Genomic DNA, 13,353 nt, shown 5'->3' on the forward strand with positions numbered 1-13,353 from the left:
CGGCAAGCGCTACAAGTTTGCAAATAGGTACTGCCTCAAGACGATTTGCTTTCCCACACCTTCAAGATATAAGACTATGGAAACAAAAGACACACTATTGGCACCTATGCCCGGAACTGAGCACCGCGAGGTGGGAGGCGTTCTGATGGACTTTGTACGGACCGGTGATTCACGGGTAAAGCGGGTGGTGTATCCGCCGGGCTTTAAGTGGTCTACCCACATGAAGCAGATTGTGGGCACCGATCTCTGCATGCACGCCCACTTGGGTTTCCTGGCCAAGGGGCACCTCCAGATCCTGTACGCCGATGGCATCACCGAAGACTTCGTGGCGCCGCAGGTAGTAGCCATAGAGCCTGGCCACGATGGCTGGGTAGTAGGCGAGGAGCCCGCCGTCTTGATTGAGTTTGATTTTGAGAAAGATACCTTGAGCCGATTGGGAATGGAGACTTTCCACCACCATCGGCTGTTGCCTAAAGCAGAATAATCGTTTGCTGTTCCTGCACCGGGAGCGTCGGCTTTGGCAGCTGGGCAGCATCGTTCGCCAGGATCAATGCGCTTTCAGAATTATTTTCCCAAAACACCCCAAAAACAAAAATCCCGCTCCATTATCTGAAGCGGGATTTTCTTTTCTGCTGGTGGTGATGATTGGAATCGAACCAACGACACAAGGATTTTCAGTCCTTTGCTCTACCAACTGAGCTACATCACCAGCATCTTTTAGAACCTTTCCGGGAGGTGTTTCGCTACCGTTCTGGTGAAAAAGTATGCAAATGTAAGGAGCCTGCGCGGATTTGCAAAACTTCTTGCAAAAAAATCTTTTCTGCCCTTTTCAGAATACTTTGTTAAATTCGTTCGTAGTACAAGCAGTTTCCATGTCTAAAATATCCTTTCTGTGATCAGTAATATTGTCTTTTTGGTGGTGGCGTTGGCAGGTATCGGTCTGTTTGTGTGGCAGATCCGTAAGATTGTGCGCAACATTAACATGGGCCGTGACAAGACCATTTCCGGCGATGCTTCCCAGCGTTTGAAGGCCCTTTTATTGGTCGCTTTTGGCCAACAAAAAATGTTTAAGCGGCCCTTGCCCGCCGTGCTGCACCTGTTTGTGTACATCGGATTTCTGGTGATCAACGTGGAATTGATAGAGATTCTGATTGACGGCGTCTTCGGGACGCACCGCATCCTAGGGGTGTTGGGGCCGGTGTACAGCGTGCTCATGGCCATCAATGAGGTGCTGGGTCTTCTGGTAATTATTGCCTGCGTGATTTTCCTGGCCCGCCGTAACCTCACCAAAGTGCCGCGCCTGACCCGCGGACCCGAGATGCGCGCCTGGCCTAAAATGGATGCGAATGTGATCCTGATCACCGAGATTGTGCTGATGGTGGCTTTGTTCGCCTTCAACATCGCAGACCAGAAACTGGCGCAACTGAGCGGACATCAACTGGCGGGGGCATTCCCGGTAAGCGGTCTCATGGTGGACCTGTTTGGGAGCGATGTGAATACCATGCAGGTGATTGCCGGTATTGGCTGGTGGGTGCACATTGTGGGTATTCTGGCTTTCATGAACTACCTGCCCAGCTCCAAGCACTTCCACATCATCACCTCGTTCCCCAACGTGTACTACTCCAAGCTGGAGCCGAAAGGTCAGTTCAGCAACGTGGAGAGCATCACGCACGAGATCAAAGCCATGCTGGATCCCAGCTACGTAGTGCCGCCCGCACCAGAGGGAACCGATCCGCAGAAGTTCGGCGCCAAAGACGTGGAAGACCTCACCTGGAAGCAGCTGCTGGACTCCTACACTTGTACCGAGTGCGGCCGTTGTACCAGCGTGTGCCCGGCCAACCTTACCGGCAAGCTGCTCTCGCCGCGTAAGATTGTGATGGATACCCGTGACCGGATGGAGGAGAAAGGCGAATCGCCGCTGCTCTTCAACCCGGCGCACTATGGCCAGGAATCTGAGCGCGTGAAAGTAACCGAGGAGCGTACCCTGTTGCGCGGCTACGTAACGCCCGAGGAACTGTGGGCCTGTACCACCTGCAACGCCTGCGTGGAGTCTTGCCCCGTGAACATCAACCAGCTGTCTACCATTATTGACCTGCGCCGCTATCTGGTGCTGGAAGAATCGGCGGCGCCGGCGTCTCTGAACACCATGTTCAATAACATTGAGAACAACGGCGCGCCGTGGGCCTTCTCTCCATCTGACCGGTTCAACTGGGCCGATGATTTATACACGGTTTCTAAAAACTAGCCTCTAAACAGCAGCTTGCCTAACAAGCATTAGCTTTTGTGCGACATGCCTAATAAATTAGCACATGAGCACATTATCTAATTAGCACATTACCCTGATGTCAGAAAGAAAACAGATACAAGTACCCGTCATGGCCGACCTGGCTGCCCGCGGTGAAACCCCCGAAGTATTATTCTGGGTGGGCTGCGCCGGTGCCTTTGACGACCGATATAAAAATGTTACCCGCGCTTTTGTGCGCATTTTAGAGCACGTAGGCACCAAGTACGCCGTGCTGGGCATGGAGGAAACCTGCACCGGGGATCCCGCCAAGCGCGCCGGCAACGAGTTCCTGTTCCAGATGCAGGCCATGACCAACATCGCTACGTTTGACGGCTATGGCATTAAAACCATCGTGACGGCGTGCCCGCATTGCTTCAACACCATCAAGAACGAGTACCCGGCGCTGGGCGGAAACTATGAGGTGATTCACCACTCCACGTTCCTGCAGAACCTCATCAACGAGGGTAAAGTGAAGATTGCCGGGGGCGGTGAGTTCAAAGGCAAGCGCATCACCTTCCATGACTCCTGCTACCTGGGCCGAGCGAACAACATCTATGAGGCGCCTCGTGAAGTACTGGCTGCCTTGGATGCTGACCTGGTGGAAATGAAACGCAGCCGCGCCAACGGTCTTTGCTGCGGTGCCGGCGGTGCCCAGATGTGGAAAGAACCGGAGCCCGGAAACAAAGACATCAACGTGGAACGTGCCGAGGAAGCCATCGGGACCGGTGCCACTATCATCGCCTCCGCATGTCCGTTCTGTATGACCATGATGTCTGACGGCGTGAAAAGCCAGAACAAAGAAGACTCCGTGCAGGTGTTTGACATCGCAGAACTCATCGCGCAGGCTGAAGGGATCAACGCGTAACTAGTAGCACGTATCGCCTAGCACTACTTTAGGAGAAGAGCAGAAGCGATATAAGGCCGTTTTTCAGAAAACAGGCTTGAAATAGTATACCCTGCTTCAAGTTTCTAACTTGGAGCTATTCTTGTCGCAAGTTTTCAACTTGCGTGAGTACCAAAGAAGGTAGAAGCGCAAGTTACAAACTTGCGGTAGGGTTTTACCGCGATATAGCTATTAGGCTATGGGCATGGCATACGACGTTACAGTGTAACGTCGCTACAGGCCGGAAATGTAGCCTCGTTACACTGTAACGAGGTGGTTGCAGAAAGAGAAAAGCTTTTCAGGTCTATTTCCAGAAAATTGGCTTGAAAACAACAATGCACAGTCCTGATACATGATACGCGATACTTGTATCTAACTGTGTCTATTTATAATTAGCATATTACAAAAAATGTACGTTCCTTTTGAGCAATTACCGCCGTATAGCCGGGTGTGGGTGTACCAGATCAACCGTCCGCTGACCGAAGGGGAGGAGGCGCGCATGAACGGGCTGCTCCAGGATTTCGTAACGGAGTGGAGCAGTCACGGCCGCGATTTACAGGCATCTTTCAGCATAAAGGAACACCATTTCCTGTTTCTGGCTACCAATGAAGAAGTGGCCTCGGCCAGTGGGTGTTCCATAGATAAATCAGTCGCCTTTTTAAGGCAATTAGAGCAGGAATTCAACGTTCAATTATTTGACCGTACCCAGCTGGCTTTCAGGCAGGAAGGTGGTGTGCGGACGCTTCCCCTGGCCAGAATAAAAGCCGAGGTGGCGGCAGGAGCTTTATCGCCTGATTCGCTTTATTTCGATACATTGATTCCAACGGTGGGGGCGCTCCAGGAGCAGTGGCCCAAACCGGCAAAAGATACTTGGCTGGCTCGGTATTTCCAGGGCCAATAACGCGTAGGAATGCACATGATGCGACAGAACAGAACGCTTGTAATGGGAGTGGCCTTGTCTTTGGCGGTGGCGGCTTGCGGGCCCTTCAAAAGCTCCGTGCAGAAAGGCAACAAGAACTTCGGGAAAGAGGAGTACCAGTTGGCTATTGACCACTACCAGGCTGCTTTGAAGAAAGGCCGCACGGGGGCCGAGGTCAATTTCAAGCTGGCTGAGGCATATCGTTTGTCTAACCGTCTGTCGCAGGCTGAGCAATACTACAAAGCCGCCCTGGATGCCCGTAAAACCGAGGAGACTATGTTCCGCTACGGCATGGCGTTGAAGGCCAACGGCAAATACGAGGAAGCGGCCTCGCAGCTGCAGAATTACCTGGCCGTGGCTTCTAACAAGACGCTCATCCGGCTGGCCCAAAGAGAGGTGGAGAACCTCAAAGAGGTGGCCAGCATCGTGAATACGCCCACTTACAAGATTGTACGGCCAGTGCCCGCCGCCAACACGGCCGCCTCTGAGTTCTCGCCCATCATCCTGAACAACGAGGTCATTTTCTCCTCTTCCCGCGAAGAAGCCAAATACAAAGGCAACGGCGAGGGCTTCCTGAACCTGTACGTAGTGCCCGTGGCTGATACCGGCAACACGGCCGCTCCGGTAAGACCTTTCTCGGCTCAGCTCAACGCCCCCGAGGTGCATGACGCTTCCCCGGCTTTCACCAACGAGGGTCGCACCATGATCTTCGCGCGGGGCAACACCGGCAAAAAGAACGGCAGCGCCAACGTAGACCTCTACATCTCGCAATATAAAACCGGAGAGTGGTCTGAGCCCCGCGCCGCCAGTTTCAATGATCCGGTAGCCTGGGATTCATCCCCGGCATTTGCACCCGATGGCCGCACCCTTTATTTTTCCTCTGACCGCCGCGGTGGCCAGGGCGGACGCGACATTTGGAAAACCGTTCTAGACGAAGGCGGCCGTTTCTCCCGACCCGAAAACCTGGGGCCTACCATCAACACACCGGGCAATGAGTCCTTCCCGTACGTAGCGCAAGAGGGAACCCTGTACATTGCCTCAGACGGTCACCCTGGGCTGGGCGGACTGGATGTCTTCCGGATCAATGGCGATTCCATCATCAACATGGGTACGCCCATCAACTCAGTGGGCGATGATTTCTCCATCCTTATTACTGGCAAAGACCAAGGCTTTTTCGCCTCTAACCGTTCCGGCGGATTGGGCGGCGATGACCTGTACTCTTTCACGAAACGGCAACCCAAGCTGGTCAACTTCTTCGTAGACGGAAAAGTTTTGGAGCGCAACGAGAAAACTAACTCTACCACCCCCATGCTGGGCACGCGGGTAACGCTGCAGAACGCCCAGGGCCAGAAAGTAGCCGAAGCCACCTCAGATGCCAGCGGTAACTTCACCTTCAAACTGGATACGGCCAGCGTGTATTCGGTCATCGCGGAGCGAACTGGCTACTTTGCGGCCCGGAACTCGGTGATCACGCAGGGCAAAACCCCGCCGCAGAGCCAGCTGACCAAACCAGTCACCGACATCCGGCTCACCACCACGCTCACGCTTGCTAAAATAGTGAAGAACAAAGCCATTGTGGTGGAGAATATCTTCTACGACTACGACAAAGCCAATATCCGTCCGGATGCGGCTGTGGAACTGGATAAATTGGTGCAGACCCTGGTGGATAACCCCACCATCACCATTGAGCTGAGCTCGCACACCGATAGCCGCGGCGTGGACATCTACAACCAGGACCTGTCGCAGCGCCGGGCCCAGAGCGCGGTAGATTACATCATCTCCAAAGGCATAGACCGTAAACGGATCACCGCCCGCGGTTACGGTGAGTCAAGACCAGTGGTGCGCAACGCCAAAACCGAGGCCCAGCACCAGCGCAACCGCCGCACCGAGTTCAAGGTGACCCGTATTGACGAGCCCGCTCCGTAACAAAGTAAAGCGAGACTTCTGCTGAACGCTGGCGCGAGCCTCCGGCTCGTGTCCGCACGCATTCCTGAAAACAAGCATTTCAGATGAAACAATGACCCTCTCTTGTAAACTTGGAAAGATCTTGTGAGCAAGCTGTAGAAGCGATTATGTCAACGTTTTTCTAGTTCGCCCACAAGATCTTTCCAAAATGACAGCAGAAGGGAAGTTGTAATTTTAAAATACGTGCGGACACGAGCCGGAGGCTCGCGCCAGCGATAGCGGAGTAAAGCACGGTGTAAACTAATGCTCATTTTGAAATACCAAAAGAAAAGCCTCTCATAACCGGGAGGCTTTCTTATTTTTGCCCAGCAAATGGCGGCTCCTCGTTTTGGGGCTGTTTTTGTGAAATCTGGCCCTAAACGGCTTCTAAATTATCTTTCCCGCCATGGAAAACCGGTATCTGCAACGCGGCGTGTCCGCCTCCAAAGAAGATGTGCACAACGCCATCAAGAACATTGACAAAGGCTTGTTCCCCAAAGCGTTCTGCAAAATCATTCCGGATCTGCTGGTGGGTGACCCCGAGTTCTGCAACATCATGCACGCCGACGGCGCCGGGACCAAATCTGCCCTGGCCTACCTGTACTGGCGTGAGACTGGCGACCTCTCCGTCTGGAAAGGCATCGCGCAGGACGCCATCGTGATGAACACCGATGACCTGCTCTGCGTGGGCGCCACCGACAATATCCTGCTGTCTTCCACCATAGGCAGAAACAAGAACCTGGTGCCCGGTGAGGTGATTGCCGCCATCATCAACGGTACCGAGGAAGTCCTGCAGATGCTCCGCGACAACGGCATTGGCATCTACAGCACCGGCGGTGAGACTGCCGATGTGGGTGACCTGGTGCGCACCATTATCGTGGACAGCACCGTGACGGCCCGCATGAAGCGCTCAGATGTGATCTCTAACCATACCATCCAACCCGGCGATGTGATTGTAGGCTTCGCTTCTTACGGACAGACGACTTACGAGAGTGAGTACAACGGTGGCATGGGCAGCAACGGCCTTACCTCGGCCCGCCACGATGTGTTCGCCAATTACCTGGCCCAGAACTACCCAGAGAGCTTTGACCCCGCTGTGCCTTCTGACCTGGTGTACTCCGGTAACTGCAAACTGACGGATATCAATGAGGAAACGGGCTTAACTGTGGGCAAATTGGTACTGTCGCCTACCAGGACCTACGCGCCGCTGGTGCAGGCCATTCTGAAAGACTACCGCTCACAGCTGCACGGCATGGTGCATTGCAGTGGCGGGGCGCAGACCAAGGTGTTGCACTTCACAGAGAAAGTCCATATCATCAAAGACAATCTGTTGCCGGTGCCGCCGCTGTTCAGGCTGATCCAGGAGCAGAGCAACACCAGCTGGCAGGAGATGTACAAGGTCTTCAACATGGGCCACCGCCTGGAGCTGTACGTGCCCGAGGCCATCGCGCAGGACCTCATCAGCATCAGTCAGTCCTTCAACCTGGACGCGCAGATCATTGGGCGGGTAGAGGCCAGCGAGAAAAACGAACTCACCATCAAGAGCCCCTACGGCCAGTTTTACTACCAGGGATAACCGATAAGAGCAGGAGGATGAAAATAAAAGTCCTTTCTGTTTAGGGGCTTGTTTGCTGAAAACAGTCTCTAAACAGAAAGGGCTTTTGTAGCTATATAGGTTTGGCACAATATTGGGTTAGCACCTACTTAGCAGTTAGCCACTACTCTTATGAAACGTTTTTACATCCTGAGTGTACTCATGCTGTGCCTGATACAGTTAGTGCAGGCGCAGCCAGCCCTAGACGCCGCCCTTCTGGTGGAAACCCAGCGCGGCGAATATTTCCAACTCACCATTGGCGGCCGCTTGATCAATCCGTCTCCGGCGCCCAGGGTAGCCGTGGGCGAGTTGCCGGCGGGCCGGCATATCCTGCATCTGCGGGTGCTGGGCAGAGGCCGCCGGGCCCAGAACATCACCGCCGAGGTCATCCTGGCCAGTGGTTATGAAAGCGTGTATACGTTGGTGCCTACCGTGCCGGGCCGTACTTTCCCGCTGGTGCTGCGCAAAGTGGAGGATGTGCCTTATTCCCGTCCTTTGCCACCCGCCAGCGGAAATGTGGCCTGCCAGTACGTGATGGACCAGCAGGATGTGGACCGGGTGCTCCGGTTCATGAAGGACGAAGGATTTGATGACCGACGGCTGGAAATCGCCAAGGGCGAGATAAAACTGGTTGGCGGCATTATGACCGAAGACCTCTACCTGCTCATGAAAGCCATCTCTTTTGAGGACCGAAGGGTAGCGCTGGCAAAATTCGCCTATGACTACGTCTGCGACCGCCAACGCTTCAGCCGCGTTTTTGATGCCCTGGAGTTCAGCAGTAACCGCCGTGAGTTGCAGGACTTCCTGTACAAACGGTAAGCTAAACTGGGTTATGGAAAATACATAAGGAGAAGATTCCCCTCCTTGGAGGGATAGGGGCGGGTTTCCTCCGCCAGAACACCTTAGCTAATTATCAAAAGGCCCCAAACAGAAAGGCCCTGCTTCTAGAAGCAGGGCCTTTCTGTTTTTAAGCCTAAGCCGTATGATTTACCGCAGGCGGTCCATAGAGCGCACCAGGTCCTCGTCACGTTTTATGAAACGGTTGGCCAGTACGTTCATGAGCAACCCAAAAGCCGGCAGGTAGAAACCAGAGAGGTACTCGCCCTGGGTATTAGTTTTGATCATATCCTCGCCCACATAAGAGGAGAAGTAGAAGGCACAGCCCATGAGAGCGGCCATTACCAGGGAGTTCAGCAAGCCCAGTTTCATCTGGGTCAGGCGACTCTTGTACTGGAAAATCTCATAAAGGGCAATAAGGGCAGCAGCCCCGGCCAGAATAGCGATGAAAATAGTGTTGGTAGAGGCGGCATCGGCAGCGCCGTTCACAGGACCTAAGGAAAAAGCGGTTAAGGCGTACTCCTGGTTGTTAGCCGGATTAGTTTTAGCCCAGATAGGCAGGAAAAACAAGGCCACCATGGCAATTACAATCAAAAACAGGAAAACGCTCTGGATTCTCTGAATCATAGTTATTTATTGGTTTCTAAATCTTTTACAAAACTACATAAATCTTGCTTAACAAGATACCCGCCCCAGACCAATCCTTTAGGTTAGGGATGAGGGGGAAAAATGTGGAAATTAAGGTTCTGAGGATTAGTTGGTTGAAGAGGTATTCCACCGCTGAAAGGTGGTTTTCCACACACAGGTGTGCAAAGAAAAGATTTTTTGGTCTGGCCAAAGCGGTTAACTTGCTCTGGTTGGCATGAACGTTGTAAAGCCAGTTATATAAAAATCTTGGAATCATGAAAAGACTTGCGGTATTCAGTTTAGTAGGGTTGCTGTTAGTAAGCGGGGGAACAGCATCGGCAGTAGAACTTGCCGGGACTAAGTATTCAACAGGGATCAGAGACAAGCAATCTGCCAAAGCCGAGAAGAAGCGAGCCAAGTTACTGGCCAAGGCAGCCCGCAAAGACGAGAAATACCAGCAGGCCTCAGCTAAGGCCAAAGCCAAGTATGAGCGTGACCAGGTGAACCTCAAAGAGGAATACAACCGGAAGCAACACCGCCTGAATGACCGCCTCACCAAGGCCGGCAATACCACCGGTTCTTATGAGCAGGAGATGGCCCACCTGAAGAATGACTACGAGCAGGAAAGACAAGCCCTGCAAACCAAGTACGAGCGCCAACGCGATGCCCGTCAGGCCGCCTGGCAGGCAGATAGAAATTCGCCCACGGGCAACTCCTTCGCCAATCCGTTCTAAATACTAGCTAATCGGCCTCTTCTCCAGAGGCTGATTTTTTTTCCGGGTGTTTCCCGGCGGAAGGCATAAGGCTGTGTAGAGGCTGTTTTTCAGAAAACGGCCTCTAAACAGAACCGACCGTTTTGGGGTAGTGCGCCAGAGCCTGAGACTCACCCGGTAATTGCGTATCTTTGCGCCATGCGGTATTTTTTAGAAGTGGCGTATGACGGCACCAGGTTCCACGGTTGGCAGATACAGCCTAATGCGCTCACGGTGCAGGAGGTGCTGGATAACTGCCTGCGCACGGTTTTCAGGTTACCCCAGGTGGAGACCATAGGCAGCGGCCGCACCGATACCGGCGTGCACGCGACCCAGCAATGGGTGCACGTGGACTTGCCGCAGGCCTACAAACCAGCCGAAATCCAGCACAGGCTCAACCGCATTCTGCCCCCCGATATCTCCGTAGGTCAGGTGCTGCCGGTAGGCCCCGAGGCGCACACGCGTTTTGATGCCACCAGCCGCACGTACGAATACCGCATCACCCTGGATAAAAATCCCTTTCTGGTGCGGCACGCCTATCATCTTTCCCGCAGACCAGACGTTGCCCTAATGAACGAGGCGGCGCAGGTCTTGCTGCAACTGGAGGATTTTACCACCTTCTCCAAAGTGAAAGGCGACACCAAGCACTACCGCTGCACCATCACCCAGGCTTTCTGGCAGGAGCACGGACCGCAACTAATCTTCACCATCAAAGCCAACCGTTTTCTGCGCGGCATGGTACGATTGGTGGTAGGAACCTTGCTGGACGTGGGCAAAGGCAAGCTCACCGTGGCTCAGTTTCGGGACCTGATCCAGCGCCAGGACCGGTCTCTAGCTAGTGGTGCCGCCCCTGCCGAGGGGCTGTTTCTGCACCGGGTGGAATATCCGGAGAACTATTTTGCCCAACAGCGGGTACTCTTTGAGGAAGTCCTTGCCGCACAGGTGAGAACAGAGGAACCATCCTCGTAACCAAACCTCCTGTTTTACGCTTTCTTTTAAGAAACCAAGGCCTAAATGCAGAGAGGCTTACCTTACTTTTACGTTCTGGTCCCGGCATTACCGGGTTCAGACTTAACCAGCAATTGATCTAATGAGTGAAATAGGAGGCAGCAAGACCGGAAGCGCATTTGACTGGGAAGTCCTGCGCAAGATATTCCGGTTTGTGAAACCGTACCAGAAGGTGTTCTATCTGGTGATTTTTTTAACTGTGGCCTCGGCGATCCTGGCCACCATCCGTCCGTTCCTCATCCAGGAGATGGTGGACAAGCAGATTCTGCAGTACAACTGGCAAGGGGTGAACCGCATGTTCATCTGGCTCATTGTGCTGCTGGTGGCCCACACGGCGGTCTCGTACTTCCATACCTACTTTGCCGGTTGGTTGGGCCAGTACGTGGTGCGCGACATCCGGGTGAAGCTGTATGAGCACATCCTCAAGCTGCGGCTCAAGTTCTATGACCGCACGCCCATAGGAACGTTGGTGACGCGTAACGTGAGCGACGTGGAAACCTTGTCCGATGTATTCTCCGAAGGTTTGGCGGCCATGATTGGCGATGTGCTGCAACTGCTCTTCATCCTGGCTTACATGTTCTGGATTGACTGGAAACTCACGTTGGTGAGTCTTTCCATGTTCCCGCTGCTTATCATCAGTACCTATATTTTTAAGGAAAAGGTGAAGGCCTCATTCCAGGAGGTGCGCGGCGCGGTGGCCAAACTCAACGCCTTTGTGCAGGAGCACCTCACGGGCATGATGGTGGTGCAGATCTTCAACAACGAGGAGCGCGAGATGAAGAAGTTCCAGGCCATCAACAAAGAACACACCCGCGCCAACATTAAATCGGTGCTGTACTACTCTATCTACTTCCCGGTGGCCGAGGTCATCGGGGCGGCCGGAACGGGCTTGTTGGTGTGGTACGGGGCCAAAGGCGTGATCCAGGATACCGTGACGCTGGGCTCGCTCATCGCCTTCATCATGTACATTGCTATGTTCTTTAGGCCCATTCGGCAGATCGCCGATAGGTTCAACACGCTGCAACTGGGCGTGGTGAGCTCTGAGCGGATCATGCGGCTGCTGGAAAGCGAGGAAATGATCTCTGACTCGGGTACCCACGCGCCCGAGGAAGTGAACGGCGACGTGCAATTTGAGAATGTCTGGTTCGCCTATAATGACGAGAACTGGGTGCTGCGCGGCGTCTCCTTTGATGTGTACGCAGGACAGACAGTGGCGCTGGTGGGTGCCACGGGGGCGGGTAAGACGTCCATCATCAACCTGCTCAGCCGCTTCTACGAGATCAACAAAGGCACTATCAGGGTTGATGGCACTGATATTAGAGAGTACGACCTGGACTTGCTGCGCCGCCAGATTGGCGTGGTGCTGCAGGATGTGTTCCTTTTCTCCGGCACCATTGCCGATAACATCAGCTTGGGCAACAAAGACATTACCGAGGCCCAGATGTGGGAGGCCGCCCGTTTGGTGGGCGCCGACAGGTTCATTGAACGCCTGCCCGGCGGTCTGCACTACAACGTGATGGAGCGCGGCGCCACGCTCTCCGTGGGGCAACGACAGCTAATCTCGTTTGTGCGCGCCATGGTGTACAACCCCAAAATCATCATCCTGGACGAGGCCACCTCCAGCGTGGACTCTGAAACCGAGGAGCTGATCCAGTTCGCCATCGCGCAGCTCATGGAGGGCCGTACCTCCATCGTGATCGCCCACCGCCTCTCTACCATCCAGAAAGCCGATAACATTATTGTGCTGGACCGCGGCGAGATCAAGGAAAGCGGCCGCCACGAAGAATTGATCCAGTCGGGTGGGTACTACGCCCAGCTCCACGAGATGCAGTACAAGAACTTCGTGTAAAGGGAAAACCCGTTTAGGGCTGTTTTTAGAAAATCGGCTCTTAAACGGGTTTTTACCTGGTGCCTGGTTTGCGGTTGAGCCTTACCTTTGCCTTGCCTTAAACGGTGCAAAGAGAATAGATATACAGATGGGTAAAAAGTTTTTGATTGTCTTGGCGGTGATCATCGGTCTGGGACTGGTAGTGTATACTTATATGGGCGGCTTTGCCGAGGTGAAGGTGTCCCGGACAACGTCCTCCGCGGTGATCGTGGCCGGCAGGTATTATGAAGGCTCCACCGATTCTGAGGAGCTGGGCCAGATCTATCAGCAGGTAGGCAAAGCCGTGGAGCAGAAGCAACTCTCCGGTGATTTCGCGGGCATCTATTACAACAACCCCGGCAAGGAATCCAAAACCCTGAAAGCCTTTATCGGGGTAGCCGTGAAGGATTCCAGTGCTGCTTTACCCTCCGGATTCACTTATAGGGTGGTTCCCGCCGGCCGGCAAATCCTTCGGGGCGAAGTAGACGCCAACATCACCATCGCCCCCAGGCGCATCTACAGTAACCTTTTTGACTACGCCGAAGAGCAGAAGCTCACCCTGCAGGAGTTCTACGTGGAACGTTTCCCCGAGGGAAAGCCCGCCGTGATTGAGGTGGCTCTGGCCCAAAAGTAAATAA

Annotated in this window: 12 protein-coding genes and 1 tRNA gene; 11 read left to right on the forward strand and 2 right to left on the reverse strand. The window is 53.9% G+C overall.

Annotated elements, in window-relative coordinates; translation table 11 throughout:
- The first annotated feature begins 76 nt into the window (after positions 1 to 76).
- A complete protein-coding gene (locus J3P35_RS02480; RefSeq protein WP_210462726.1) occupies positions 77 to 484 on the forward strand; it encodes a cupin domain-containing protein in 408 nt (135 codons plus the stop codon).
- A 149-nt stretch (positions 485 to 633) separates the two neighbouring features.
- Here J3P35_RS02480 and J3P35_RS02485 read toward each other — a convergent pair.
- Positions 634 to 709, reverse strand: a tRNA-Phe gene (locus J3P35_RS02485).
- A 183-nt stretch (positions 710 to 892) separates the two neighbouring features.
- On the opposite strand from J3P35_RS02485, the gene J3P35_RS02490 reads away from it, so the two are divergent.
- The 6 genes from J3P35_RS02490 to J3P35_RS02515 all read left to right on the forward strand — a co-directional run bounded on the left by J3P35_RS02490 (position 893) and on the right by J3P35_RS02515 (position 8,443).
- Entirely contained in the window at positions 893 to 2,245 is a 1,353-nt protein-coding gene (locus tag J3P35_RS02490) for a 4Fe-4S dicluster domain-containing protein (RefSeq protein ID WP_394371256.1), read from the forward strand.
- Between the two features lie 97 nt (positions 2,246 to 2,342).
- Positions 2,343 to 3,149: a (Fe-S)-binding protein gene (locus J3P35_RS02495; protein WP_246849914.1), complete on the forward strand. Its 807-nt coding sequence runs from the start codon at positions 2,343 to 2,345 to the stop codon at positions 3,147 to 3,149.
- A 427-nt stretch (positions 3,150 to 3,576) separates the two neighbouring features.
- Positions 3,577 to 4,068, forward strand: coding sequence for a hypothetical protein (locus J3P35_RS02500; RefSeq protein WP_210462728.1), 492 nt, complete (start codon positions 3,577 to 3,579; stop codon positions 4,066 to 4,068).
- A gap of 15 nt (positions 4,069 to 4,083) precedes the next feature.
- Positions 4,084 to 6,012 carry an OmpA family protein gene (locus tag J3P35_RS02505; RefSeq protein ID WP_246849915.1) on the forward strand — a complete coding sequence of 643 codons (1,929 nt, stop codon included), beginning with the start codon at positions 4,084 to 4,086 and terminating at the stop codon, positions 6,010 to 6,012.
- Positions 6,013 to 6,436: 424 nt separating this feature from the next.
- A complete protein-coding gene (locus tag J3P35_RS02510; RefSeq protein ID WP_210462730.1) occupies positions 6,437 to 7,606 on the forward strand; it encodes an AIR synthase related protein in 1,170 nt (389 codons plus the stop codon).
- Positions 7,607 to 7,756: 150 nt separating this feature from the next.
- Positions 7,757 to 8,443, forward strand: coding sequence for a DUF4476 domain-containing protein (locus J3P35_RS02515; RefSeq protein ID WP_210462732.1), 687 nt, complete (start codon positions 7,757 to 7,759; stop codon positions 8,441 to 8,443).
- Between the two features lie 168 nt (positions 8,444 to 8,611).
- Here the strand turns inward: J3P35_RS02515 and J3P35_RS02520 are convergent, their stop codons facing one another.
- Positions 8,612 to 9,088, reverse strand: coding sequence for a DUF4293 domain-containing protein (locus J3P35_RS02520; RefSeq protein ID WP_210462734.1), 477 nt, complete (start codon positions 9,086 to 9,088; stop codon positions 8,612 to 8,614).
- Between the two features lie 275 nt (positions 9,089 to 9,363).
- Here J3P35_RS02520 and J3P35_RS02525 point away from each other — a divergent pair, with 275 nt between their 5' ends.
- From J3P35_RS02525 to J3P35_RS02540, 4 genes are all read left to right on the forward strand, one after another.
- Positions 9,364 to 9,822 (forward strand): hypothetical protein, encoded by a 459-nt coding sequence (locus J3P35_RS02525; RefSeq protein ID WP_210462736.1) that lies wholly within the window; start codon positions 9,364 to 9,366, stop codon positions 9,820 to 9,822.
- A gap of 177 nt (positions 9,823 to 9,999) precedes the next feature.
- A complete protein-coding gene (gene truA, locus J3P35_RS02530; protein WP_210462738.1) occupies positions 10,000 to 10,809 on the forward strand; it encodes a tRNA pseudouridine(38-40) synthase TruA in 810 nt (269 codons plus the stop codon).
- A gap of 121 nt (positions 10,810 to 10,930) precedes the next feature.
- Positions 10,931 to 12,697: an ABC transporter ATP-binding protein gene (locus J3P35_RS02535; protein ID WP_210462740.1), complete on the forward strand. Its 1,767-nt coding sequence runs from the start codon at positions 10,931 to 10,933 to the stop codon at positions 12,695 to 12,697.
- Between the two features lie 127 nt (positions 12,698 to 12,824).
- Positions 12,825 to 13,349 (forward strand): GyrI-like domain-containing protein, encoded by a 525-nt coding sequence (locus J3P35_RS02540; protein WP_210462741.1) that lies wholly within the window; start codon positions 12,825 to 12,827, stop codon positions 13,347 to 13,349.
- The last annotated feature ends 4 nt before the right edge of the window (positions 13,350 to 13,353 follow it).

The organism is Rufibacter roseolus (assembly GCF_017916365.1).
GTDB lineage: Bacteria > Bacteroidota > Bacteroidia > Cytophagales > Hymenobacteraceae > Nibribacter > Nibribacter roseolus.